This window comes from Cryobacterium sp. Sr8 (assembly GCF_004403225.1).
GTDB classification, from domain to species: Bacteria; Actinomycetota; Actinomycetes; order Actinomycetales; family Microbacteriaceae; genus Cryobacterium; species Cryobacterium psychrotolerans.
Genome location: NZ_SOHO01000051.1, coordinates 18,665 through 44,177 on the forward strand (window position 1 = coordinate 18,665; position 25,513 = coordinate 44,177).

General features: G+C 69.9%; 19 protein-coding genes. 7 read left to right on the forward strand and 12 right to left on the reverse strand.

The genetic code is table 11. The annotated features are described in order from the left end of the window. Positions 1–155 precede the first annotated feature (155 nt). Together E3T54_RS10930 and E3T54_RS10935 are read right to left on the reverse strand one after the other, a co-directional pair. Positions 156–791, reverse strand: a complete 636-nt coding sequence (locus E3T54_RS10930; RefSeq protein ID WP_134475698.1) for an MBL fold metallo-hydrolase — start codon at positions 789–791, stop codon at positions 156–158. Then, positions 791–1,885: an S-(hydroxymethyl)mycothiol dehydrogenase gene (locus E3T54_RS10935; protein WP_092321106.1), complete on the reverse strand. Its 1,095-nt coding sequence runs from the start codon at positions 1,883–1,885 to the stop codon at positions 791–793. The genes E3T54_RS10930 and E3T54_RS10935 overlap by 1 nt, the downstream gene beginning before the upstream one ends. 490 nt (positions 1,886–2,375) lie before the next feature. Between E3T54_RS10935 and E3T54_RS10940 the strand changes: the two genes are divergently transcribed. Beyond that, positions 2,376–3,329, forward strand: coding sequence for an L-lactate dehydrogenase (locus E3T54_RS10940; protein ID WP_134475699.1), 954 nt, complete (start codon positions 2,376–2,378; stop codon positions 3,327–3,329). A gap of 366 nt (positions 3,330–3,695) precedes the next feature. Here the strand turns inward: E3T54_RS10940 and E3T54_RS10945 are convergent, their stop codons facing one another. From E3T54_RS10945 to E3T54_RS10975, 7 genes are all read right to left on the reverse strand, one after another. Continuing rightward, positions 3,696–5,543, reverse strand: a complete 1,848-nt coding sequence (locus E3T54_RS10945) for an L-lactate permease (protein ID WP_370255427.1) — start codon at positions 5,541–5,543, stop codon at positions 3,696–3,698. 53 nt (positions 5,544–5,596) lie between these two features. Continuing rightward, entirely contained in the window at positions 5,597–8,422 is a 2,826-nt protein-coding gene (locus tag E3T54_RS10950) for an FAD-binding and (Fe-S)-binding domain-containing protein (protein WP_134475785.1), read from the reverse strand. A gap of 115 nt (positions 8,423–8,537) precedes the next feature. Next, positions 8,538–9,671, reverse strand: a complete 1,134-nt coding sequence (locus tag E3T54_RS10955) for a glycerate kinase (RefSeq protein ID WP_134475700.1) — start codon at positions 9,669–9,671, stop codon at positions 8,538–8,540. A 2-nt stretch (positions 9,672–9,673) separates the two neighbouring features. Further along, positions 9,674–11,461, reverse strand: a complete 1,788-nt coding sequence (gcl, locus tag E3T54_RS10960; RefSeq protein WP_134475701.1) for a glyoxylate carboligase — start codon at positions 11,459–11,461, stop codon at positions 9,674–9,676. Between the two features lie 101 nt (positions 11,462–11,562). Further along, a complete protein-coding gene (locus tag E3T54_RS10965) occupies positions 11,563–12,447 on the reverse strand; it encodes a 2-hydroxy-3-oxopropionate reductase (RefSeq protein WP_134475702.1) in 885 nt (294 codons plus the stop codon). Continuing rightward, positions 12,444–13,322 (reverse strand): hydroxypyruvate isomerase family protein, encoded by an 879-nt coding sequence (locus E3T54_RS10970; protein WP_134475703.1) that lies wholly within the window; start codon positions 13,320–13,322, stop codon positions 12,444–12,446. The genes E3T54_RS10965 and E3T54_RS10970 overlap by 4 nt, the downstream gene beginning before the upstream one ends. Positions 13,323–13,869: 547 nt before the next feature. Next, positions 13,870–14,439 carry a VOC family protein gene (locus tag E3T54_RS10975; protein ID WP_134475704.1) on the reverse strand — a complete coding sequence of 190 codons (570 nt, stop codon included), beginning with the start codon at positions 14,437–14,439 and terminating at the stop codon, positions 13,870–13,872. A 451-nt stretch (positions 14,440–14,890) separates the two neighbouring features. Here E3T54_RS10975 and E3T54_RS10980 point away from each other — a divergent pair, with 451 nt between their 5' ends. After that, complete coding sequence (locus tag E3T54_RS10980; RefSeq protein ID WP_134475705.1) at positions 14,891–16,420, forward strand: ADP-ribosylglycohydrolase family protein; 1,530 nt, start codon at positions 14,891–14,893, stop codon at positions 16,418–16,420. A 102-nt stretch (positions 16,421–16,522) separates the two neighbouring features. Here E3T54_RS10980 and E3T54_RS10985 read toward each other — a convergent pair whose 3' ends face one another. Further along, on the reverse strand, positions 16,523–16,849 hold the full coding sequence (locus E3T54_RS10985) for a cupin domain-containing protein (RefSeq protein WP_092321112.1): 327 nt from the start codon (positions 16,847–16,849) through the stop codon (positions 16,523–16,525). A 105-nt stretch (positions 16,850–16,954) separates the two neighbouring features. Then, positions 16,955–17,242, reverse strand: coding sequence for a glutaredoxin domain-containing protein (locus E3T54_RS10990; RefSeq protein WP_134475706.1), 288 nt, complete (start codon positions 17,240–17,242; stop codon positions 16,955–16,957). Between the two features lie 245 nt (positions 17,243–17,487). Here E3T54_RS10990 and E3T54_RS10995 point away from each other — a divergent pair, with 245 nt between their 5' ends. The 3 genes from E3T54_RS10995 (at position 17,488) to E3T54_RS11005 (ending at position 21,468) form a co-directional block, all read left to right on the forward strand. Next, positions 17,488–19,137, forward strand: coding sequence for a GGDEF domain-containing protein (locus E3T54_RS10995; protein WP_134475707.1), 1,650 nt, complete (start codon positions 17,488–17,490; stop codon positions 19,135–19,137). Continuing rightward, the gene (locus E3T54_RS11000) at positions 19,134–20,789 is read left to right on the forward strand and encodes a GGDEF domain-containing protein (RefSeq protein ID WP_134475708.1); all 1,656 of its coding nucleotides are present in this window, start codon (positions 19,134–19,136) and stop codon (positions 20,787–20,789) included. Before E3T54_RS10995 ends, E3T54_RS11000 begins: the two co-directional genes overlap by 4 nt. A 112-nt stretch (positions 20,790–20,901) precedes the next feature. Then, positions 20,902–21,468 (forward strand): NUDIX domain-containing protein, encoded by a 567-nt coding sequence (locus E3T54_RS11005; protein WP_134475709.1) that lies wholly within the window; start codon positions 20,902–20,904, stop codon positions 21,466–21,468. Positions 21,469–21,513: 45 nt separating this feature from the next. Here E3T54_RS11005 and E3T54_RS11010 read toward each other — a convergent pair whose 3' ends face one another. Then, positions 21,514–23,238, reverse strand: coding sequence for a BCCT family transporter (locus E3T54_RS11010; protein WP_134475710.1), 1,725 nt, complete (start codon positions 23,236–23,238; stop codon positions 21,514–21,516). Between the two features lie 84 nt (positions 23,239–23,322). Here E3T54_RS11010 and E3T54_RS11015 point away from each other — a divergent pair, with 84 nt between their 5' ends. Both E3T54_RS11015 and E3T54_RS11020 read left to right on the forward strand, forming a co-directional pair. After that, entirely contained in the window at positions 23,323–23,988 is a 666-nt protein-coding gene (locus E3T54_RS11015) for a cob(I)yrinic acid a,c-diamide adenosyltransferase (protein ID WP_134475711.1), read from the forward strand. A 91-nt stretch (positions 23,989–24,079) separates the two neighbouring features. Then, the gene (locus E3T54_RS11020; protein WP_198414471.1) at positions 24,080–25,507 is read left to right on the forward strand and encodes an FAD-binding oxidoreductase; all 1,428 of its coding nucleotides are present in this window, start codon (positions 24,080–24,082) and stop codon (positions 25,505–25,507) included. Positions 25,508–25,513 lie beyond the last annotated feature (6 nt).

The window sequence follows — 25,513 nt, forward strand, 5'->3', positions numbered from 1 at the left end:
TCCGGGCCCGGAAACACGGGGTTGCGTGCGGCGCGACAACGGAATCTCCTGAGTTGGCCACGCGTCAGCGCGGCCACCGGTGAGCGGCGCCGGCAGGGGATCTTAGCCCGCAGCAAAAAACCGGCCTACCCGTCCTGCCGGACAACCGGCCGGCGCTAGTGGCCGCGGGCGATCCACTCCTCCAGGTGCCCGGCCTCGTTGCCGATCGTCGTTGACTCGCCGTGCCCCGTGAGCACGACCGTCTCGGCGGGAAGGGTCAGCAGCTTGCTCGTGATCGACTCGACGATCGTCGGGAAGTCGCTGAACGAGCGGCCGGTCGCGCCGGGGCCGCCGTGGAACAGCGTGTCGCCGCTGAACAGCGTGCCCGATGCGCCGAGCGCCGGCGCGTAGAAGCAGACCGCGCCGGGGGAGTGGCCGGGGGTGTGCAGCACCTCGAGCTCGAGGCCGGCCACCGCGATCCGCTGGCCATCGGCGAGGGGGTGCGGCGGGGCATCCGGGTACATCGAGTCCCACAGCATCGCGTCGCGCGGGTGCAGAAAAACGGGGGCATCGCGCGCCGCCAGCACCTCGCCCACGGCGCCGATGTGGTCGTCGTGCGCGTGCGTGCAGAGGATGCCGAGCAGCTTGCGGCTACCTACGGCGGCGAGGATGGCGTCGGCGTCGTGGGCGGCGTCGATCACGACGCACTCGGCATCGTCGCCGACGATCCAGACGTTGTTGTCGACGGCCCAGGTACCGCCGTCGAGGCTGAAGGTCCCCGACGTGACGAGGTGCTCGATGCGCGCGCCCATCAGAGCACCACCACGGAGCGCAAGACCTCGCCGCGGGCCATCTTCTCGAAGGCCTCCTCGATGTGGCCGATGCCGATGCGCTCGCTGACGAACTGCTCGAGCGGCAGCCGGCCCTGCAGATACAGGTCGGTGAGCATCGGGAAGTCGCGCTCGGGCAGGCAGTCGCCGTACCAGGACGACTTGAGCGAGCCGCCGCGCCCGAACACGTCGAGCAGCGGGATCTCGAGCATCATCTCGGGCGTCGGCACGCCGACCAGCACGACCGTGCCGGCGAGGTCGCGGGCGTAGAACGCCTGGCGCCAGGTCTCGGGACGTCCGACCGCGTCGATGACGACATCCGCGCCGAAACCGCCGGTCAGGGCCTGCACGGCCGCGACGACGCCGGCCTCGTCGAGGCCCGACGAGTCGATCGTGTGCGTGGCGCCGAGCTGCTCGGCCTTGTGCAGCTTCTTCGCGTCGCGGTCGATGGCGATGATGACGGATGCCCCTGCCAGCTTCGACCCGACCACCGCCGCGTTGCCGACGCCGCCGCATCCGATCACGGCGACCGAGTCACCGTGGCTCACGTTGCCCGTGTTCATGGCCGCGCCGATGCCGGCCATGATGCCGCAGCCGAGGAGCCCGACCGCTGCGGGGTCGGCGCTCGCGTCCACCCTGGTGCACTGCTTCTCGTGCACGAGGGTCTTCTCGGCGAAGGCGCCGATGCCGAGGGCCGGGCTGAGCTCGGTGCCGTCGGCGAGGGTCATCTTCTGGCTCGCGTTGAAGGTGTTGAAGCAGTACCAGGGCTCGGCGCGCTTGCAGGCGCGGCAGTCGCCGCAGACCGCGCGCCAGTTGAGCACGACGAAGTCGCCGACGGCGACGTGGGTGACGCCCTCGCCGAGCACGCTGACCCGGCCGGCGGCCTCGTGGCCGAGGAGGTAGGGGAAGTCGTCGCCGATGCCGCCCTCCTTGTAGTGGAAGTCGGTGTGGCAGACGCCGCAGGTCTCGATGTCGACGACGACCTCGCCGGGTCCGGGGTCGGGGATCACGATGTCGGTGAGTTCCACCGGGGCACCCTTCGAACGAACGATGACGCCTTGAACGGTGATGGGCATGAAACTCCTCCGGTTGGGGCCCGGGCAGGACCGTGTGGGATTCCCTTCACACTACCCAATTGCGCTGGGCGAGGGCCCGGTGATCGAGCCCGTCGGGATCCCGCCGCCCGAGTGCTCGCCCCGCCCGGTGGCTAACTCAGGAGATTCCGTTGGGTCGCCGACCGCGGCCGCGTGATTCCGCGGGCCCGAACGCACAATCTCCCGATTCTCCTGAGTTGGCCACAGGGCACCTGTCGCGACCCGGAGATCGAGCCTGCCGAGATCGGCTCCGGCATCCGTCGTCGGCCCCGCGCACTGTGGCTAACTCAGGAGATTCCGTCATGTCGCAGACCGCGGCCGCGTGATTCCGCGGGCCCGCCCCCGCAATCTCCCGATTCTCCTGAGTTGGCCACAGGGCGCGGCCGGGACTCGGGCGCCGGGTCGGGGGATCGGGCGCGAGATCCGGGACGGAGGCTCGTGCGGAGGCCGGAGCAGCCGCAACAATGGAGCCATGAGCTTCGTGCGCGAGACCAAACTGTCCGTCATCGGCGCCGGGAGCGTGGGGTCCTCCCTCGCCTACGCCGCGCTGATCCGCAACTCGGCCCAGCGGGTGGTGCTGTACGACGTGAACCAGGCCAAAGCAGAGGCGGAGGTGCTCGACCTGGCGCACGGGACCCCGTTCACCGGGGCATCCCGAATCAGCGGCGGCAGTGACATCGAACTCGTCGCCGATTCGGATGTCGTGGTCATCACCGCGGGCGCCAAACAGGAGCCGGGACAGACGCGTCCGGCGCTCGCCGGGACCAATGCGCGCATCCTCGAGCAGCTCATGCCGCGCCTCGTCGCCCTCGCCCCGAACGCCGTGTTCGTGCTCGTCACCAACCCCTGCGACGTGCTCACGGTGGTCGCCGAGGGGCTCGTCGATCTTCCGCCCGGCCGGGTCTTCTCCTCCGGCACCGTGCTGGATTCGGCCCGGCTGCGCTGGCTGATTGCCGAGGCGGCCGGGATCGCGTCCCAGAATGTGCACGCGCTCATCGTCGGCGAGCACGGTGACAGCGAGTTCCCGCTCTGGTCGGATGCGACGATCGGCCAGACGCCGCTGCGCGACTGGACCGACGAGGCCGGCACGCGGCTGTTCCCCCGCGAGCGGCTGGAGTCGCTGACCGACGATGTCGTGCACGCCGCCTACAAGATCATCGCCGGCAAGGGTGCGACGAACTACGCGATCGGGCTCTCCGGCGCCCGCATCGTCGAGGCGGTGCTGCGCAACGAGCGCGCGATCCTGCCGGTGTCGAGCGTGCTGCACGGATACCGCGGCATCGACGGCATCGCCCTGAGCGTTCCCTCGATCGTGGGTGCCCGGGGCGTGGAGCGCGTGGTCGACGTGCCGATGGATGACGTGGAGGTCGCGCTGCTGCACCGCTCTGCCGAGGCGGTGGGGGAGTCGCTCAAGCTGCTGCCGTAAGAGCGGCTCGGTCTGGTCGCGCCTATCTGCGGCAAAAGTTGCGGCAGGGTGGCGATAACTCCCAGCTGTGGCGGCATCCGTTGCTCCCGGGGGCGTGCGGTGCGTCTGGGCTGGGAGTCACCGCCAGAGCGGCAGAATCTCCGACTGTGCGAACGCCCTGGAGCGAACGCTCTGCCGCGAACGCTCTGCCGCGAACGGATGCCGCGAACGGATGCCGCGAACGGATGCCGCGAACGGATGCCGCGAACGGATGCCGCGAACGGATGCCGCGAACGCCCTGCCGGGATCGCGCGAGGGCCCCCATCTTGCGTACGATGGGGGCCCTCGCGCCGACTTGGCCGACGTGGCCGGCGGCCGGACAGCCGGTTAGGGAACCATCCAGCCGAGCACCGGGGTGCTCTGCAGGCCGATCAGGATCGTGACCAGCACGAGCAGTCCGAGGCTCCAGCCGATGAGCTTGCGGAACAGGGTGCTCTCGGCGCCTTCCATTCCGACGGCGGCAGCGGCCACGGCGAGGTTCTGCAGCGAGAGCATCTTGCCCAGCACCCCGGCCGACGAGTTGGCTGCGGCCATCAGCACCGGCGAGAGGCCGGTCTCTGCCGCGGCGGTCACCTGCAGCTGCCCGAAGAGCGAGTTGGACGAGGTGTCCGACCCGGTCAGGGCCACACCGATCCAGCCGAGCAGCGGGGAGATGAGGGCGAAGAAGCCGCCCGTGGTGGCGAGCGCGACGCCCAGCGAGTTGGTCTGGCCGGACAGGTTCATCACGAACGACAGCGCGAGCACGGCGGTGACCGTGACGATCGTCCAGCGCAGCTGCACCAGGGTGGCCCAGTAGATGCGCAGGCCTTCACGTGCCGAAACCTTGTAGAAGAGCATCGTGGCCAGGCCGGAGAAGAGCAGCAGGGTTCCGGTGGCCTTGATGTGGTCGAGCTTGAACGTCTGCGCGGCAACCGCGTTGCCGGCCGCGTCGGTGACGTTCAGGCCGGGCCACTGGAACGTGACACTACCGACGACGGCAAGCCAGGCCTTGATGGCCGGGATCTGCGCGATCGAGAAGATCACCATGATGATCAGGTACGGCGCGACCGAGGTCAGCACCTGACGGGCCGGCGGGCGAGACGTGACCGGCGGCTCGTTGTCGAGCAGCGCGGTGGCCGTGCCCCCTCCGGTCGCACCGACGCCCGCGGAACCAGAACCGGAACCAGAACCGGAACCAGAACCAGAACCGGAACCAGAACCAGAACCAGAACCAGAACCAGAACCAGAAGACGAGCCGACAGAGGATGCGGCGGACGAACCAGCGGCGCCGCGCCCTGCGCCGGCCGACCCCGCGAGCAGCGCGGTTTCGGCGGCATCCGCGGCGTGGTCCGTGCTCACGACTTCGGCCGGCTGCCAGAAGCGCAGCATGAACAGAACGGCAGCCACGGTTGCGACGGCGGCGACGACGTCGGTCAGTTCGGCGGCGATGAAGTTCGAGGTGACGAACTGGGCCAGGCCGAAGACTGCGCCGGCCACGAGGGCCACCGGCCAGGTCTGCTTCAGGCCGCGCTTGCCGTCGACGATGAAGACGAGGATGAGCGGAACCAGCACTGCGATGAACGGGGTCTGCCGTCCGGCCATCGAGGACAGGTCCTGCATCGGCAGGCCCGTCACACCGCTCAGGGCGACGATGGGTGCCGCCATCGCGCCGAACGCAACCGGGGCCGTGTTGGCCAGCAGCGACACCATGGCCGATTTCAGCGGCTTCATGCCCGCTGCCATGAGCATCGCGGCCGAGATGGCCACCGGTGCGCCGAACCCGGCCAGGGCCTCGAGCAGCGCGCCGAACGAGAACGCGATCAGGATCGCGAGGATCCGCAGGTCATTGCTGATCGAGCGGATGGTGCGGCCGAGCACCTCGAACCAGGGCGTCGCGACGGTCAGCTTGAAGATCCAGAGCGCGTTCACCAGGATCCACAGGATCGGGAACAGCCCGTAGACGGCCCCCGCCGCTGCGGCGCTGAGCGTCTGGCCGATCGGCATCTGCCAGCCGACGATGGCCAGCACGACGGACAGCAGCAGGCTGGCCAGTGCCGCCTTGGGCGCCTTCACCTTGAACACGCCGAGGAGCACGAACAGAAGGATGAGGGGTAGCGCGGCGAGTATCGCCGAGAAGACCAGGGACCCGAGGATCGGGTCGGTGATCTGCTGGAAAGGCACATCGGTGGAAATCACAAAAACTCCTTTGTTTTCGAGAGTGTGGAACGCAAAAAGGTGAGGAAAGTCGCTTAGTGACTCGAGGGGGCCGCCTTGTCGGGCGAGGGCCGGGTCACCTCCTCCAGCAGTTCGAGCACGTGGCGGTAGTCCTTGCCCGTGGCCCGGGTCATCCCGAGTTCGCAGGTGCGGTTGCAGGAGGCGAACGCCGTGGCGTCCATGCCGACGACGTCTGCCGCCTGGGCCCGGGTGGCGGATTCGGTGAGTTCGGGGTGCAGCAGGCCGCGGTCGCCGGCGAAGCCGCAGCATCCCCAGTTCTCCGGCACCTGCACCTTCTCGGCCACGCCCGCGGCGAGGGTGTCGAGGGCGCCGTTGATGCCCATCCGGGTGGAGGAGCACGTCGGGTGCAGCGCAAGCGACTCGATCTTCTCGTACTCGGGCAACTGCGGCAGGATGCTCGTGGCCGCGAACTCGACCGCGTCCACGACCCGCAGGCGGTTGGCGCTCGTGTCGCTCTCGATGGTCTGCCGCAGCCCCTCCGTGCACGAGGAGGCGTCGCAGATGATGGTCAGTTCGCCGTCGTTGGTGGCGGCGTGCAGGGCGGCCAGGGTCTTCTGACGCATGGCTGCCTGCCCGTCGACCAGGCCCTTGGATGACCAGGGGGTGCCGCAGCACAGCCCGTCGATTTCCGGCGGAACCAGCAGGGTGACTCCGGCACGCTCGCAGAGCTGCTCGAAGCTGAGCTGAACCCCGGGGGTGGCGTCGGTGGCCGGCCCGAACATGGTCTGCACGCAGGCGGGGAAGTACACGGCCTGCGCCGCGGAGGTCGGCGCCGGGCGCTTGCGCCTGGGGCCGCCGCCGGGGAGCTCCGCGGAGTACAGCGGCACGGCATCCGTGCCCAGCACCTTGCGCGCCAGCTTGTTGGGCCCGGCCAGGACCCCGGCCGGCACGTGCTTCACGACGCGAAGCGCCAGGCCGGCGCCGCTCGTGACCGCGCCCCAGTTCTTCGCCGCGACGTTCCAGATGCCCTTGTCGACCGGTCCGGCTGCGTCTTCGCGGAGCCTCTTGACCAGGCTGCCGGTGTTGATGTTCACCGGGCAGGCGGTCTGGCACATGCCGTCGACGGCGCAGGTCTGCACGGCGTCGTACTCGTAGTCCTTCTCCATTTCGGCGACCAGGGCGAGGTTTCCGTCCTGCCTGGCCTGTTCGATGGCGCGCAGGCTGACGATCCGCTGCCGCGGGGTCAGCGTCAGGTCCCGGCTCGGGCAGACCGGTTCGCACCAGCCGCACTCGGTGCAGCGGTCCACTTCGGCGGCCACCGCCGGCACGGCCTTGAGGTCTTTCAGGTGCGCCTCGGGGTCGGGGTTGATGAGCACGCCGGGGTTGAGCATGCCGGTCGGGTCGAAGAGCAGCTTGATCCGGCACATCACGTCGTAGAGTTCGTCGCCGAACTGCGGGCGCACATACGGCGCCATCACCCGGCCGGTGCCGTGCTCGGCCTTGAGCGAGCCGCCCTCGCGGAGCACCAGCTCGACGAGGTCCTCGGTGAACGCGCTGAAGCGGGCCGTGCCCTCGGGGCTGGCGAAGTCGTCGATGAGCATGAAGTGCACGTTGCCGTCTTTGGCATGGCCGAAGATCATGCCGTTCTGGTACTCGTACTTGTCGAAGAGGCCCATGAGTTCCACGCAGGTGCGCGCCAGCGCCGGCACCGGCACGGCGATGTCCTCGAGCAGCGCGTTGGTGCCCTGCGGCCGCGTGCCGCCCACCGCGGGGATGATTCCCTTGCGCAGGTGCCACAGCTGGCCGCGGATGCCGGCGTCGGTCGTGAAGTCGGCCGGCAGGGTGAGCCCCAGCCCGTCGACGACCTCGAGCCCGGTCCGCAGCAGTTCGGCGAGGCTTTCGGGGGATTCGGCGTGGTACTCCACCAGCAGGGCCGCGTGGTCCTCGACGACCAGGTCGCGCACGATGTCGGGCGTGCCGGGCATCGATTGCCCGACCTTCAGCGACAGGGCGTCCATCAGCTCGAGGGTCGCCGCGCCGGTCGCCACCAGCGCCGGCAGCGCGGCGGTGGCCGGCTCCAGGCCGGGGAAGATCAGCAGGGCGGTCGTCACGTGCGGCAGCCGGGGCACCGTGCGGAAGACGGCCTCGGCCACGAACCCGAGCGTGCCCTCGCTGCCCACGATCAGGTGCGCCAGGATGTCCGCCGGCCGCTCGTAGTCCAGCAGGGAGTTCACCCCGTAGCCCATGGTGTTCTTCATCGAGTACTGCTGCCTGATGGTGGCGACGGATGCCGGATTCTCGCGGGTTCGCCTGGCGAGCCGCAGCAGCCCCTCGTAGAGGTCGGGCTCCCGCTCGCGCAGCCGCTCGTCGGCATCCGCTGCCCCGGTGTCGACGACCGTGCCGCTCGGGAGCACGACGGTCACCGATTCGAGCGTCTGGTAGGCGTTGTCCACCGTGCCGCAGGCCATGCCGGAGGAATTGTTGGCCACGACGCCGCCGATCGTGGCGGCCGATTCGCTGGCCGGGTCCGGCCCGAACTTGCGGCCGTACTTCGCCAGCCGGGCGTTCAGGGCCCGCACGATGACGCCGGGCTGCACCCGCACGCGGGCCCCGCCGTCGAGCACCTCGATCTGCTTGAAGTGGCGGCGCACATCTACCAGCACGCCGTCGGAGATGGCCTGGCCGCTCAGGCTGGTGCCGCCGGAGCGGAAGGTGAGCGGGATGCCCTGGGCCGCGCTGGCCTGCAGCAGCCGGCCCACCTCGGCGGCGTCGCGGGCGACCACGACGGCGCGCGGAATCAGGAGGAAGTGCGAGGCGTCGTGGGCGTTGGCGTGCAGGTCCAGCGCGCGGGTCTTCACCCGGGCCGGGTCGGCCACGGCCGCGCGGAGCGATGCGAGCACGTCGTCGGCGAGCGTGTCGGCCGGTGCGCTGCTGGGCCGAGTGGTGCCGAGCAGATCTTGGGTGGTAGTCACGGAAACTCCTTTGTTTCGAGCGAAAAAGTGTGGCGGCGGCGAGCTAGCGGTCGTCGCCCAGCCTCGTGGCGATGAGCGCGCCGATGCGGGTGAGCAGGGGGCCGGGTTCGCTCATGCACCGATCCGTGTCCGGTTCCAGATCGGTGAGCGCATAGGTGCGGTCGAACCCCGCGTCGATGAGTTCTTCCGGCGTGAGCGTGGACTGACCGCAGACGGCGATGGTGGGAACGCCCGCCCGGGCCGCGGCCTGGGCCACGCCGACGGGGGCCTTGCCGCCGAGGCTCTGGTGGTCGAGGCATCCCTCGCCGGTGATCACCAGGGTCGCCCCGGCTACGCGCGTCTGCATGCCGGTGAACTCGAGCACAACGTCGATGCCCGCGCGGCGTTCCCCGCCCAGCACGGCCAGCACGGCGTAGCCGACGCCGCCGGCGGCACCGGAGCCGGGCGCCTCGGTGGCGGTCAGGGCGACAGCGCCGATTTCGGCGGCCAGCACGCGCGAGTAGTTCATCAGGGCCGACTCCAGCAGCTCGACGTCGGCCGGCCCGGCGCCCTTCTGGGGTGCGAAGACGGCAGCGGCGCCCGTCGCGCCGAGCAGGGGATTGTCCACGTCGCTGGCGAGCGTGATCCGCGCGGAGGCGAGGCGCGGGTCGAGGCCGGACAGGTCGACCTTCGCCAGGCGAGCCAGGGCGCCGCCGCCGTCGGGCAGAACGGCCCCGGCGTCGTCGAGCAGCCGGGCGCCGAGGCCGGAGAGCAGGCCGGCCCCGCCGTCGGTTCCGGCGCTGCCGCCGATGCCGAGGATGATGTGGGTGCAGCCCTGGGCCAGGGCGGCGGCGATGAGCTCGCCGGTGCCGCGGCTGGTCGCGCGGAGGGCATCCGGCACGCCGTCGGGCAGGGCGGCGAGCCCGGATGCCGTGGCCATCTCGATCACGGCCTCCTCGCCGCGCACGGCGAAGGCCGCCTGCAGGGGCAGTCCGGTCGGCCCGGTCACGGTGGCGACCTGAGGGGTGAAGCCGGAGCCGACGGCGGCGTCGAGGGTTCCCTCGCCGCCGTCCGCCACCGGCGCCCGGTCGATTTCGAGACCCGGGTCGACCGAGTGCAGGCCGGCTTCGAGGAAGGCGACGACATCCGGTGCGCTCAGCGAGCCCCGGAACTTATCGGGAGCGACAACGATGCGCATGCCTAGGCCATCATCGACATCAGGGAGATCGAGGTGGGAGCATCCGCCTCGCAGGTAGCCAGCTCTTCGAACTCGGTGACCGCGTCGATGTTCGCGGCGCCCATGGCGATGTTGGTGACCTTTTCCAGGATGACCTCCACCACGACCGGCACGTTGAACTCGAGCATGAGGTCGCGCGCCTCCTCGAAGGCGCCCTGCATGTCGCCGGCCTCGCGCACCCGGATGGCCTTGCAGCCGAGGCCCTCAGCGACCTTGAGGTGGTCGACGCCGTAGCCCTCCAGCTCGGGGGAATTGACGTTGTCGAAGGCGAGGGAGACCTCGTAGTCCATGTTGAACCCGCGCTGCGCCTGCCGGATCAGGCCCAGGTAGGAGTTGTTCACGACGACGTGGATGTACGGGATCTTGAACTGGGCGCCGACGGCGAGCTCTTCGATCATGAACTGGAAGTCGTAGTCGCCCGAGAGCGCGACGACGGTGGCCTCCGGATCGGCCACGGCCACGCCGAGCGCCGCCGGCATGGTCCAGCCCAGCGGGCCGGCCTGGCCGGCGTTGATCCAGTGGCGCGGGCGGTACACGTGCAGGAACTGCGCGCCGGCAATCTGGGACAGCCCGATCGTGGACACGTAGCGGGTGTCCGGGCCGAAGGCCTTGTTCATCTCCTCGTAGACGCGCTGCGGCTTCATCGGCACGTTGTCGAAGTGGGTCTTGCGCTGCAGGGTGGCCTTGCGCACGGCGCAGCTCTCCACCCAGCTTTCCCAGTCCGGCAGGAGGCCGGCGGCCTTCCGCTCCCGGGCGAGTTCGACCAGCCCGGCCAGGGCGGCGCGGGCGTCGGAGACGATGCCGAAGTCGGGGGAGAAGACCCGCCCGATCTGGGTCGGCTCGATGTCGATGTGGATGAACGTGCGGCCCTGCGTGTACGTGTCGAGGCCCCCGGTGTGGCGGTTGGCCCAGCGGTTTCCGATGCCGATCACGAAGTCGGATTCGAGCATCGTCGCGTTGCCGTAGCGGTGCGAGGTCTGCAGCCCGGCCATGCCGGCCATCAGCCGGTGGTCATCCGGGATGGCGCCCCAGCCCATCAGGGTGGGGATCACCGGGATGTTCAGCAGCTCGGCGAGCTCGACGAGCTCGGCCGAGGCATCCGCGTTGATGATGCCGCCGCCGGCGACGATCAGCGGGCGCTCTGCGGCGGCGAGCATGTCCAGCGCCCTGGCCAGCTGGGCGCGGGAGGCGACGGGCTTGGGCGCCTCGAGCGGCTGGTAGGTGTCGATGTCGAACTCTATCTCGGTCAGCTGCACGTCGATCGGGAGGTCGATCAGCACGGGGCCGGGGCGCCCGGTGCGCATCAGGTAGAACGCCTTCTGGAAGACGCCGGGCACCTGGCCGGCCTCCATCACGGTGACCGCCATCTTCGTGACCGGGGCCGCGATGGACGCGATGTCGACGGCCTGGAAGTCCTCCTTGTGGAGGCGGTTCACGGGCGCCTGCCCGGTGATGCAGAGGATCGGGATCGAGTCGGCCCAGGCCGAGTAGAGCCCGGTGATCATGTCGGTGCCGGCCGGGCCGGAGGTTCCGATGCAGACGCCGATGTTGTCCGGTGCGGTGCGGGTGTACCCCTCCGCCATGTGCGCGGCGCCCTCGACGTGGCGAGCGAGCACGTGGCGGATCCCGCCGTGGGCGCGCATGGCCGAGTAGAACGGGTTGATCGCAGCCCCGGGCAGGCCGAAGGCCTGGGTGGCGCCTTCGCGCTCGAGGATGGCGACGGCGACATCGACGGCTCGCATCTTGGGCATGATTCTCCTAGTGGTTCTGGTGCCTGGCGGGGCTGGTTGCTTGGCGCTGGTGGTGAGCTGCGCTGGTGGTGAGTCGCGCTGTTGGTGAGTCGCGCTGTTGGTTAGTCGCGCGAGCGGCCGGACAGCTGCTCGACGATGAGCAGCAGCGCGGAGTGGTCGAGCGAGCCGTGGCCCTGCGCGCGGAGCGAGCCCATCAGCTGGGCGGTCATCGCGCCCAGCGGGATGGCGACGCCGGCCTCGCGGGCGGCGGCGGTGACGATGCCCAGGTCCTTGTGGTGCAGGTCGACGCGGAACCCCGGCTCGAACGTGCGTGCGGCCATCGCGGCCGCCTTGCGGTCGAGGATGCGGTTGCCGGCCAGCCCGCCGGCGAGCACGGTGATGGCCGATTCGGTGTCGACCTCGTGCGCCTCGAGGAACACGAGCGCCTCGGCGACGAGCTGGATCGTGCCGGCGACGATCAGCTGGTTCGCGGCCTTCACGGTCTGGCCGGAGCCGGACGGGCCCACGTGCACGATCGTCTTGCCGACCGCCTCGAGCACGGGGCGGGCGGCCTCGACGTCGGCGGCCTCACCGCCGACCATGATCGAGAGGGCCGCCTCGATGGCGCCCTGCTCGCCGCCCGAGACGGGGGCGTCGACCGGGCGGATTCCGCGGGCGCTCGCCGCCTGGGCCAGCCGGATGGCGACATCCGGGCGGATCGTGCTGGCGTCGACCCAGATGGCGCCGGACTTCGCGTTGGCGATCAGTCCGTCGTCACCGCCGGCGACGCTCTCGACGTCGGGGGAGTCCGGCAGCATGGTGATGATCACGTCGGCGTCCCTGACGGCGTCGGCGACGCTCGTCGCGCCGCGGCCGCCGTTGGCGACGAGCTGGTCGATCCGGCCCTGACTGCGGTTGAAGCCGATCACGTCGTGGCCGGCCTTGCTCAGGTTGGAGGCCATGGGCAGGCCCATGATGCCCAGGCCGATGACGGCAACGGTGCTCATTTGGTGATCTCCTCGGTGTTGGTGGTCGGTGCGGTGGTGGCCGATTCTGTGGTGGCCGATGCGGTGGTGGTCGGTGCGCTGGCCGGCTGGGCGCTGGCCAGCCAGGCGAACGGATGCTCGGCCGCCGACTTGTATTCGAGGCCCACGTAGCCCTCGTAGCCGAGTTCCCAGCTCCGATCGAGCCAGGTGTCGATGGGCAGGGCGCCCGTTCCGGGTTCGCCGCGGCCCGGGGCATCCGCGATCTGGATGTGGCCGAACTCGCGGGCGTGCAGCTCGATGACGGCCGCCACGTCGTCGCCGTTGACGGCGAGGTGGTAGAAGTCGGCCAGAAGTCTGATGTTCGTGTCGCCGTGGCGGGCCGTGACGGTTCTGATGACGCCCAGCACGTCGTCGGCGGTGAGCAGCGGGTAGAGGGGTGCGCCGCTGACCGGCTCGAGCAGCACGACGCCGCCGATCGGAGCCACGGCCTGCGCGGCCAGGGAGAGGTTCAGGACGGCGAGGTCGTCCTGCTCCTCGGGGGTGACGCCGTCGACCCGGTTGCCGTAGAGGGCGTTGAATGCCGTGCAGCCGAGGCGCCCGCCGATGCCGGCGACGACCGCGAGGTTGTCGCGGAACTCGTCGGACCGGGCCGGCCAGGACACCAGGCCCCGGTCGCCGGCAGGCATGTCCCCGGCGGCGAAGTTCAGTCCGCTCAGCTGCACGCCGGCATCCGTGATCGCCTTCTCGAACGCGTCGACCTCGACGTCGCTCGGCACGGCGGTGGGGAAAGGCCACCAGAATTCCACGGCGTCGAAGCCGGCGGCTTTGGCGGCGGCCGGGCGCTCAAGCAGGGGCAGTTCCGTCAGGAGGATCGAGCAGTTCACGGTGTACGGCATGTGCGTCCTTCGGTTGCGATCGTCGGATATTCCACAATATGGAAGGGATCTTCTGTCTTATGAAAGAGTAGGCGTGACCGGACGTCGCGTCAACTTTCGACGCGCTGAGCGATGGAGGTGCGAAATCCATTTCCCCCGGTCAGCGGGGCACGATCGAGCGCACGCGTTGCCGCATATTCACCGTCTCGTCGGCCTCGCCCCACGTCGGCGGCGGAGCCATCTCGAGGGTTGCGTGCAGCGCGGCTCAGGGTCCGCGGTTCAGCGCCCGCAGTTCAGGGCCCGCGGCTCAGGTTTCGTAGGGCCAGATTTCGTGGGCCGGGCTTCGTAGGGCTCAGATCGCGTAGGGCCAGATTGCGTTGGGGTCAGACCTGGGACTCAGATTGCGCCGGGGTCAGAGTTCGTAGGGGGCCAGATTGCGTTGGGGTCAGACCTGGGCTCAGATTTCGTCGGGCCAGAGCTCGTAGGGGTCAGATTGCGCCGGGCTCAGATTTGGCAGGGGTCAGATTGCGTCGGGCTCAGATTTCGCAGGGGTCAGGTTTCGTAGGGCTCAGATCTCGTAGTCCGATCCCTCGAGGTCGGTGGGGGTGCGCTCGCCCGTCGCGAGCTCCTGGAACAGGGTCACGGTGAGGCCCGCCGGAGCCTCGAGGCGGGAGTTGAGCGACTGCCACGGGGTCACCCGCGGGGCCGCGATCAGCGCGGCGCCGGCATCCGTCAGCGCCTGGGTCGTCTCGGCGGCGTCGGCGACCTCGAACGCCACACGGATGTGCCCGCTCGGAACGCCGTCGGTCTCAAGCCCGTCGATCATCCGCCGCTGCGCCGGGTTGTGCAGTTCCAGGGTCGCCCGGCCGGCGTCGAGGACCATCCCGCGGGTCCTGCCCTCGCCCTCGTCGTCGTCGTCGTCGAACGACTCCTCCTCGGTGAGGCCGAGCGCATCGCGGTAGAAGCGCACCGCGGCGTCGTAATCGGCCGCCTCCACGACCAGGCGCAGCTGGCGGACGGGCGGCTTCGGGGCGGCGCCCTTCGGGTCTGCGCCCTTCGGTTCGGCGCCCTTCGGTTCCGTGTCCTTTGGGTCGGCGCTCTTCGGGTCCCTGTCCTTGGGGTCGCTGTGATTGCTCATACGTTCAGGCTACGAACGACCACCGCGCCCCACAATGGGCGGCAGATCACATTGAGTTGCGGACAAAGTACCTTCAATTCGCGCGGGAAGGTTCCTTTTCCGCAACTCAGCGCCGCCCTCGCCCTCTTGCGCCCTTACGTCCTTACGTCCTTACGTCCTTGCCCTCGCGCCCCCGCGCACGCCCCAGAAGCCAATCACATTGAGTTGCGGACAAAGTACCTTCAATTCGCGCGGGAAGGTTCCTTTTCCGCAACTCAGTGCGGCCCTCGCGCCCCGCGCACTCTCGCGTCTCGAGCACGCCCCCACGCACGCCCCCCAACCACGCCCGCTGACCCCCGAAAGCGGCCGAGAAACTTCTTCGCAGCACGCATAGTGTCGAAAAGCAGGAGTAGTGCCAACGGCCCCCTGGTACCCGACCCGGTCGCACTGGCACACCCTCAAGGAGGTCGACATGAAACTCACGTCCGCACAGAACGATCGCGCGACCGGGATTCTGTTGGGCCTGGCCACGGGGGACGCGCTCGGCGCGCGCTACGAGTTCCAGCCGCCGCTTCCCGACGAGATCGCGGTGGGCATGTTCGGCGGCGGCCAGCTCGGCTGGGAACCGGGCGAGTGGACCGACGACACGGCCATGGCCATCCCGATCGCCCGCGCCGCCGCAGCCGGCCTCGACCTCCGCGACGAGGCCGTGCTCGACCGGATCGCCGCGACCTGGGCCGACTGGGCCTACGACGCGAAAGACGTCGGCATCCAGATTGGCGCCGTGATCCGGCGCGCGTCCTCGCCCACCGCCGCGGGCCTCCGCGAGGCCGCCGTCGCCTACAGCGCCCGCAGCCACCGCTCCTCCGGCAACGGGTCGCTCATGCGCGTCGCCCCGGTCGCCCTCGCCTACCTCGACGACCCCGACGCCCTGGTCGAGGCCGCGACGGCGCTCTCGCAGCTCACCCACACGCATCCGGATGCCGTGGAGGCCTGCGTGATCTGGAGCCTCGGCATCCGTCACGCGGTGCTGCACGGCACATTCGACGGCGTGCGCGCGGCCCTGGGCCGCCTGCCCGCCGACCGCGCCGCCGTCTGGGCCGAGCGGCTCGACGAGGCCGAACGGAACCCGCCGACCCGCTTCAACCACAACGGCTGGGTGGTCGAGGCGCTGCAGGGCGCCTGGTCGGCGATCACCCGCACGCCCGTTCCCGAGCTGGACCCGGTCATCGACCAGTACCCGTGCGGCCACTTCGCGGCCGCCCTGGAGGCCGCGGTGCGCGGCGGACGCGACACCGACACCGTGGCGGCGATCGCCGGCGGGCTCCTCGGGGCGCGCTGGGGAGCATCCGCCGTGCCGGCGCGCTGGCGCCGCGTGATGCACGGCTGGCCGGGCGAGCGGTCCGGCGAGCTGGTGCGCCTGGCCGCGCTGGCCGTGGCGGGCGGCCGATCGGATGCCTCCGGCTGGCCGGCCGCGCCCGTGGTCGACTACTCCGCACACGGTGATGTGAGCCCGCTCGCCGCCCACCCGCGCGATCCGGGCGTCTGGCTCGGCGGGGTCGCACGCTTTGAGAGGCTGCCCGACGGCATCGACGCGGTCGTGTCGCTCTGCCGGGTCGGCGCTCCGGCCGCCGCGATCCCGCCCTCGGACCACATCGAGGTGCGGCTGGTCGACCGCGACGGCGACAACCCCAATCTCGACTTCGTGCTCGCCGACGCGGCGGATGCCGTGGCCGCGCTCCGCGCCGAGGGCAAGACCGTGCTGCTTCACTGTGTGCAGGCGATCAGCCGCACCCCCGCGGTCGGCGCGCTGTACGCCGTGCGGCACCTGGGCGTTCCGGCGGACGAGGCTCTGGCCGAGATCCAGCGGGTGCTCCCGCATGCGCACCCGATCGAGAGCTTCCGCGCCGCGCTGCTCGCGGCCGAGGGCGCAGGGGCGGGGACGCCGGCGGTGAGCGAGCAGTCGTTGGTGGGCGAGGAGTCGCTGCAGCGGCTGTCGTAGTGCGCGGATGCTCGCCGAGTTTGGCCGTTCCGGTCGAGTTGCCCGGGTGTGCCGGGCAAACTCGACCGCAAGTGTCAAGGTCGGCGTGACGCCGAGCCCGCGCTAGCCGATCAGGGTGAGCATCAGCCGGGATGCCTCGAGCGCCTCGACCTCGTGCGTGAGTGCCGGCTCCAGCCGGAGCAGCGACCCGGGCACCAGTTCGGTGACCTCGCCGCCGGCGGTGATTCGCAGGTGTCCGTCGAGCGCCTGCAGGAGCAGGGTCTTCGGCGCCCTGTGCTCCTTCATCACGTGCCCGGCGTCGAACGTGAGCACGACCACGCGCACGTCCGGTGAGGTGAGCACGGTCGAGTGGCCGAGGCCGCTCGGGCCGATGGTGGTGCCGGCGCGAACGTCGGGAACGAAGGTGATCGGTGCCGCGGGAGTCTCCATGGCTTCACGTTAGCCCTCGGCCCGGGCCGCGCATCCGGTCGGCAGCACATGCGCACGAGCAGCCGGTAGCCGCCGGTCCGGGCGGGCGATCTCCCGGAGGAGGCTCTAAATCGTGCCGAGCTCCGTCAGCTTCGCGTGCAGGGTCGCGTCGCTCGGCTCCACGACGTGGGTTCCGTCCGGGAACACGACAACGGGGATCTGGGTGCGGCCGCTGATCGCGGCGGCACGGTCTGCGCCGTCCTCGACCGCCAGGAGGTCGACGTAGTCGTAGTCGACGCCGAGCGTGTCGAGCAGTCGCTTCGAGCGGCGGCAGTCGCCGCACCACTCCGCACCGAACAGGGTGATGCGCTCGGCGGATGCAGCGGGGACAGCGGGGGCGGCGAGATCGGTCATGCATCGATCTTATGTGTATGCATTTACTGTTTCCCTGGGAGCGCCGCCGGACAAATCCGGATCTTCCCGGGCCACCGAGGCCGCGAACGCAGCCACAGTCCCCGTCCCCGTCCCCGTCCCCGAGCCGATTTCGCGTCAGCCTGTCCACCCCTTGCACGGGGGTGCGGCCAGGCTGCGTGGTTGCGGACGACCCCGCAAAACCGCTGCTAGGTTCTACGTACAGATAGCAGCCGGGGGGCTCAACCGTGAACGCACATGATGTGGTGATCGCCGCGGCCATGCCCACCATCGACGATCTGCTCGCGGACTCTGAACTCTCGAACAGTGGCGGGCGGCACCGCCAGGGCGCCGAGCAGGCCGAAGAAATCCTGACCAGGCCGGACGTGACGCCCCGGCAGCGGGCCCATGCCCGCCGGCTCCTGTCCCTGCACCGGCTGCGGCTGGGCGACTTCGAAGCATCCGTCGCGCAGGGCCTCCTCGCGCTGGAATACCTCACGGCCAGCGGCGATTTCCTGAGCCAGTCGAGGGTGCACTGCACCCTCGCGCTGGCGTTCGCCGATACCGCCCTGCACGAGACCGCGCTCCACCACGTGCTCGGGGCGCTCTCGGCGGCGCGAGAATCCGGGGATCCGGTCGCGGAATTCTGGGCGCTCAGCCGCTCCTCCATGGTGCACGGCGCCATGGGCGACTGGACGCGCGACATTGACCTGGGCCGGCAGGCGCTCGCCCTCGCGCAGACACTGGACGACCCCGAGTCCGCCTTCGTCGGGCTGAACAACCTCGGCGATAGCTTCCTGCAGATCGCCCGGGGCCAGCTCGCGCAGGGCCTGGATGCGACGGCTGCGTTGGAAGAGGCGCTCGTCCTCGTGCGCGAATCCGTGGCCGTCGCCGCGGCGCAGGGGCACTACTTCTACGAGACGATCGCCCGCACCAACCTCGTCAGCGTGCTGATCGGGCTCGGGCAGCACGGCGAGGCGCGCGAGCAGGGCTGGCTGGCCAAGGCCCTGGCCAAGACCCACGGATTCCGCAACCTCGAGGTCGACATCGACGCCCAGCTGGCCGATGTGGTCCGGGCCGAGGGTCGCCTCGAAGAGGCGACCACGATGATGACCTCGCAGCTGACCAACCACGACGTCGAGGACGACCCTGCCCTGCTCACCCGGCTGCACAAGGCGCTGTTCGAGATGCACAAGGAACGCGGGCGGTTCGAGCAGGCCCTGCTGCACCACGAGGAGCTGCACGCCCTGGCGCTGCGCTCGACCGTGCAGACGGCCGGCCTGCAGTCGCAGATGCTGATCAACACCATCGAGATCGAGCAGGCCCACCACGAGGCCGAGCGGTCCCAGCTCGAGGTGCAGATGGAGCGCCTCCGCGCCGAGGAAATGGACCTGCAGGCGCACACCGACTCGCTCACCCGGCTGCCCAACCGGCGCGCCCTCGACCGCCAGCTGCCGCCGATGATGGGACGCGCCCACGACAGCGTGAAGCCCCTCTGCGCGGCGATGATCGACTTCGACCACTTCAAGCGGATCAACGACGTGCACGGCCACGCGAAGGGCGACGAGGTGCTGACCGTGATGGCCACCATGCTGCGCGCCGTCACCCGCGACAGCGACCTGGCCGTCCGCGTCGGCGGCGAGGAGTTCCTCCTCGTCTTCGGCGACACCACCCTGGAAGGCGCGGCGGTGGTCTGCGAGCGCCTGCTGGCCTCGGTGCGTAGCCACCCCTGGGACACCCTGGCCCCCGGCCTGACCTGCACGGTCAGCGCGGGCCTGGCCGAACTCGAACCCTCCGAAAGCGTCTCGACCTGGCTCGCGCGCGCCGACGCCGCCCTCTACGCGGCCAAGCACGGCGGACGTGACCAGGTCAGCTGGGGAGAGGTTGCACCATCATGAACCCCGAGTCGAACCCGGCGGATGCCGCGGCATCCGTCGCCCTCGCCCCGAAGCCGAGCATCGACGAACTGCTCGCCGCCTGTGAGGTGGCCAGTGTGGACGGCCGGCACCGCGAAGGCGCAGAACAGGCCGAGGAAGTGCTGCTCAGGCCCGGCGTCACCCCCACCGAGCAGGCGTACGCCCGGCACCTCTTGTCGCTGCACCGGCTGCGCCTCGGCGAGCACGAAGCGTCGGTGAAGGAGGGCCTGCTCGCGCTGGAGTTCCTCACCGCCAGCGGCGACCTGGTCAGGCAGTCGAAGCTGCACTGCATCCTCGCGCTGGCGTTCACCGAGACGAACCTGAACGAGACCGCGCTCCGCCACGCGGTCTCCGCGCTCGAGGCGGCGCGGGCCTGCGACAGCGCGACCCTGGAGTTTTGGGCGCTGAGCCGCGCCGGCATGGTGCACGAGGCGCTGGGCGACCCCCAGTACGGACTCGAGCTCGGCCGCCAGGCACTCGTCCTGGCCCGCACACTCGATGACCCCGAGGCGCGCTTCGCCGGGCTGAACAACCTCGGCGACGCCTGCCTGACCGTGGCCAGGGCCCAGGCCGCCCTGGGCCAGAGCGCGTCGGCGGCTCTGCAGGAAGCGCTGACGCTCGTGGAGGAGTCGGTGCAGATGGCCCACGAGCAAACCCACTCCTTCTGGGAGATGATCGCGCGCACCAACATGGTCAGCATCCTGATCGAGCTCAAACGCTACGTGGAGGCCCGCGAGCACGCCGGCCTGGTCAAGGGCCTGGCCCAGAGCCAAAGTTCCCGCTACATGGAGCTGAGCAACGACGCCCAGCTGGCCGAAATCGTCCGGGCCGAGGGCAACCTCGATGAGGCCGTGACCATGATGGAGGCCCAGCTGGCGGACCCGGACGCCGAGCAGAACCCGGCCCTGATCATCGAGCTGCACAAGTCGCTGTTCGAGATGCACAAGGCGAGCGGGCGTTTCGAGCAGGCGCTCGCGCATCACGAGCAAATGGATGCCCGGATGCTCGACATGACCATCCAGACGGCCGGGCTGCAGTCCCAGATGCTGATCAACACCATCGAGATCGAACACGCCCACCACGAGGCGGAGCGGTCGCGGATCGAAGCGCAGATGGAACGCATCCGTGCCGAGGAGCTGGACCACGAGGCGCACACCGACCCGCTCACCCGACTGCCCAACCGGCGAGCCCTCGACCGCGAGCTGCCGCCGCTGATGGGCGACGAGCGCGCGAAGCCGCTCTGTGCGGCGATGATCGACCTGGACCGCTTCAAGCGGGTCAATGACGAGTACGGCCACGCCACGGGCGACCAGGTGCTGACCGCGATGTCCAACCTGCTGCGCGCGGTCACCCGCGACACCGACCTGGCCGTGCGGGTGGGCGGCGAGGAGTTCCTGCTCATCTTCGCGCACACCAGCCTCGAGCAGGCCGAGCTCGTCTGCGAGCGGCTGCTCGCCTCGGTGCGCACCTACCCGTGGGAGACCATCGCGCCCGGGCTGACCTGCACGGTGAGCGCCGGCGTGTCCCAGCTCAAGCCGTTCGAGGTCGTGTCGGAATGGCTCGCCCGATCGGATGCCGCACTCTACGAGGCCAAGCGCACCGGTCGCGACCGCGTCAGCCTGGCCCCCGCGTAACTGTCCCGTGCGCCGAGATTGCCGGTTGCGGTCGAGTTTGCCTGGTGTGCCTGCCAAACTCGACCGGAATGGGCAAACTGGGCGTGACGGCGGTGACGAACGGAGGTAGCGGATGCCCAAACAGAGCGCGGGAATCCTGCTCTATCGATTCGCGGATGCCCCGGTCCCGGTCGCCTCGGTGGCGGATGCCGGGGCTGCGGATGTCGTGACCGACGATGTTCCGGCCCCGGGCGCCCCGGCCCTGGAGGTCTGGCTCGTCCACATGGGCGGACCGTTCTGGGCGCGGAAGGGCGCGGGCGCCTGGACCGTGCCGAAGGGCGAGTACGACAAGGGTGAGGACATCCTGGCCGTTGCCCGCCGGGAGTTCGAGGAGGAAGTGGGCGTTCCCGCCCCCGACGTCCCGATGGTCGGCCTGGGCTCGTTCCGGCAGTCTGCGGGCAAGATCGTGACGGTCTTCGCGGCCGAGTCCGACTTCCGTCCGGAGCACATCGAGAGCAACACGTTCTCGCTGGAGTGGCCGAAGGGATCCGGCACGAGGCGCGACTTCCCGGAGGTCGATGACGCCCGGTGGTTCCCGGTCGAGGAGGCGAGGGCGAACGTGGTGCGGGGGCAGGTGGCGATCCTGGATGCGCTGGAGCGGAGCATCCGTGACCGCGGTCGCCCGGGGAGAACTGAGTAGGCGCCCTGGGTCGGATTGATGTCGGGTCGGCTGGGAGCCGATCGCCTACGTGCCCTCAGAATGCCGGGGAGGCTCGGTGTCGAGGGGGGACGCGGCCTCCGGTGGCGCCTCGACGTCGGCGCTCTCCGCGGCCGGATTCGTGAACGGGACCGTGCCGAGCGCCTCCGAGGAGGTGCGCACCGGCCCCATGGTGCGCTGGCGCAACGGGTCGCGGCGCAGGTCGACGTAGAGCGACACACACAGGCCGATGATGATCAGCACGAACGGGGTCGCCGCCAGGATGGTGAACGTCTGCAGCGCAGGCAACCCGCCTACGAACAGCAGCACCGCGGCGACGGCGCCGGAGAGCACGGCCCAGAAGATCACGAGCGGCTTCCACGGCTCCTTGCGGCCGCGACTCGACAGCGTCCCGAGCACGAGCGCGCCGGCATCCGCCCCGCTGACGAAGAAGACGGCCGTCAGCACCATCACCACCAGGGCCGAGCCGATGAAGAACGGATACTGCTGCAACGCCGCGAAGAACCCGGCCGCCGCGCTGCCCGTGCCGGCGATGTCGGTGCCGTTCAGCTGCAGATCCAGGCCCATGCCGCCGAAGACGACGAACCACAGGATGCTGACCGCCGTTGGCACCAGCAGCACGCCGAGCACGAACTCGCGAATGGTGCGGCCGCGGGAGATCCGGGCGATGAAGGTGCCCACGAACGGGGTCCAGGAGATCCACCACGCCCAGTAGAAGATGGTCCAGCTCGCCAGCCAGTCGCCGCCGCCGAATACCGCGGAGTGGAAGCTCATCGGAACGATATCGGTCAGGTACGCCCCGATCGACGACGGCAGCAGGTTCAGGATGAACACCGTCGGGCCGACCACGAAGACGAACACCACGAGCACGGCAGACAGCACCATGTTCGTGTTGCTCAGCCACTTGATGCCTTTCGCGACGCCGCTCGCCGCGGAGAACACGACGCCCACGGTGAGCACGCAGATAATGATGATCGGCAGGGCCGCCGCGGGCTCTTCCTCGAATTGCCCCGTGCGCAGCAGCGACACACCCGCCGCGATCTGCAGTGCGCCGAGCCCGAGCGAGGTAGCCGAACCGAACTGGGTGCAAATGATCGCCAGCATGTCGATCGGCTTGCCCCAGCCCTTGCCCTCGATCCGCTCCTTGCCGAACAAGGCCTGGAACGGGGCGCTCATGAGGTTGCCGCGGCCCATTCGGTAGGTCGAGTAGGCCAGGGCGAGGCCGACCACCGAGTAGATCGCCCACGGATGAAGTCCCCAGTGGAAGAACGTGTACGCCATCGCCGCGTTGGCGGCCTCCGGACTGTTCGACGCCGCGTCGACGAACGGGGGCGGCGTCGCCAGGTGGGTGACCGGCTCGTAAACGCCGAAGAACATCAGCCCGATCCCCATGCCGGCGCTGAACATCATCGACACCCACGAGAGCGTCGAGAACTCGGTGCCCTGCCCCTCGCGGGAGAGCGGAATGCTCCCGTACCTCCCGAACGCCAGCACCAGGGCGAAGATGACGAAGCCCGACGCCGCGAGAATGAACAGCCAGCCGACGTTGCCGGTGACCCAGCCGAGAACGGATGTCGAAACCTCGCCCACCGTCTCGGTGAACAGCACCCCGAGCAGGCAGATCACCAGAATAATGCCGGCGGAAACGAAGAAGACCGTTTTGTCGACGGTGGCCCAGCCCGTTCGGCGCGGTTCACTCACCGCGTCCCCGAGTGCGGACTCGATGCCGCCGCCCGATGGAACCCTGGACATATCGCTCCTCGCTGAACGAAAACTCTTCCTTGATCTCTACGCGAGACGCTACGCGGATGCCGGGGAGATTACTATAGTGGCGCTATGGCTGACCTCGATGAATTCGAACCGGCTCAACCGGCCTCATACACCGGCAAGGGCGATTCCGGCCGCACCAGCTTCGGCCGGCACGGTGACGTTGCCAAGACCGGCGCACGGGTCGCCGCCTACGAAGACTGCGACGAGGCCAACGCGGCAGTGGGCGTCGCCATGGCGGTCGGTGGTCTGCCCCTCGAGGTGACGTCGACCCTCGCCAGCGTGCAGAACGACCTATTCGATCTGGTGGCCGACCTGTCGGTTCCGCTCGACGACCCCGAGTCGGCGGCTGCGCGCATCCGCGAGTCGCACCTCGCCCGGCTCGAGCGTGCCGTCGATCACTTTGCGCAGCAGGCCGCCGACTTGAGCGGCTTCGTGCTGCCGGGGGGCACGGTCGCCGCCGCGCTGCTCTACCAGGCGCGGGGCGTCGTGCGCCGGGCGGAGCGTGGGGTCTGGGCGGCCGTCGAGGAGCACCCGACGTCCGTCAACCCGCTGGGGGCAGCGTACCTGAACCGGCTGTCGTCACTTCTTTTCGTGCTGGCCCGAGGGGCCAATGCCGACCTCGGCGACGTGAAGTGGATGCCCGAAGCGTCGGCGCGGGCGATGGCGCAGGAGGATGGCGGCGACGACTCGGCGGACCAGCCCGCGGGCGACTCGGCGGACCAGCCCGGCTGAGGCATCCGCGCGCGGTCTTTCGCACCCGGCCCCTGTTGCGGGGCCCAGCTCGGTTCTACCATGGTCACGGGGACGCGAGGATGAGGACTCCATGACCATGTTGGCGACCATCAGCAGCGGCCGCGTCGACGTCGATGAGCGCGCGGTCGCCGACCTGTCGACGCACCTGAACGGCGAGCTGGTTCGACCGGGCGACGCGGCCTACGATCAGGCTCGACGGGTGTGGAACGGCTCGATCAGCCGGTTCCCGGGCCTGATCGCGCGCTGTGCTTCGCGGGAGGACGTGATCGCGGCGGTTCGCTTCGCACGGAGCAGCAATGTCCTGGTCGCCGTGCGCGGCGGCGGGCATAGTTTTCCCGGATACTCCGCCTGCGACGACGGACTGGTCATCGACCTGTCGCCGATGAACGGCATCCGGGTTGATCCCGAAACGCGCACGGCGCGCGTGGAGGCCGGCGCGCTGCTCGGCGATCTGGACCGCGCCACGCAGGAGTTCGGGCTCGCCGCGCCGTCGGGGATCGTGACGCACACCGGTGTCGCCGGGCTGACCCTCGGCGGCGGGCTGGGCTGGCTGATGCGCAAGTACGGACTGTCCATCGACCAGCTGCTGTCGGTGGAGATGGTCACCGCCGACGGTGGGTTCGTGCGGGCGAGTGCCACCGAGAACCCGGAGCTGTTCTGGGGAGTACGCGGGGGCGGCGGCAACTTCGGCATCGTCACCGAGTTCGAGTTCGCGCTGAGCCGGGTCGGCCCGATCGTGATGGCCGGGCCGGTCTTCTGGCCCGGGGCCGATTCGGCGAAGGTGCTGCGTTTCTACCGCGACTGGATTGCCGATGCGCCCGACGAGCTGATGACGATGGTCGTGCACCGCCGCGCTGCCGATGTCTCCTATATTCCGGCCGAGCTGCGCGGGCAGCCCGTGGTCGCCGTGGTCAGCTGCTACGCGGGGCCGGTGGATGACGGCGAAAAGGTGATCCGGCCGCTGAAGGCGTTCGGGTCCCCGGTGCTGGACCTGTGCCGGCCGAAGCCGTTTCTGGAGCACCAGGCCATGTTCGACCCCGGCTACCCGCCCGGCTGGTGGTACTACATGCGCTCCTGCGATGTCGCCGAACTCACCGACGAGGTCATCGACATCACCGCCGAACACGCGGCACGGATCACGTCCCCGCTGACCGCATTCCCGATCTGGCACGGCGGGGGAGCGGCGGCGAGGGTGGGCGAAGACGACACCGCCTTCCACGGGCGCGCGGCCGGCCATACGTTCAACATCACCGCCGCCACCGAGGGCGCCGACGGCTTCGAGCGGGAACGCGACTGGGTGCGCAGTTTCTGGTCAGACCTCGCTCCGTTCCACACCGGCGTCTACGTGAACTTCCTGATGGACGAAGGCGAGGAGCGCGTGCGGCAGGCCTATGGCGAGGCGAAATACACGCGGCTCCGCGCTCTCAAGCGCACCTGGGACCCGGATAACTTCTTCCGGCTCAACCAGAACATCGCGCCTTTGCCAGCTTCGGGGTGAGACCCT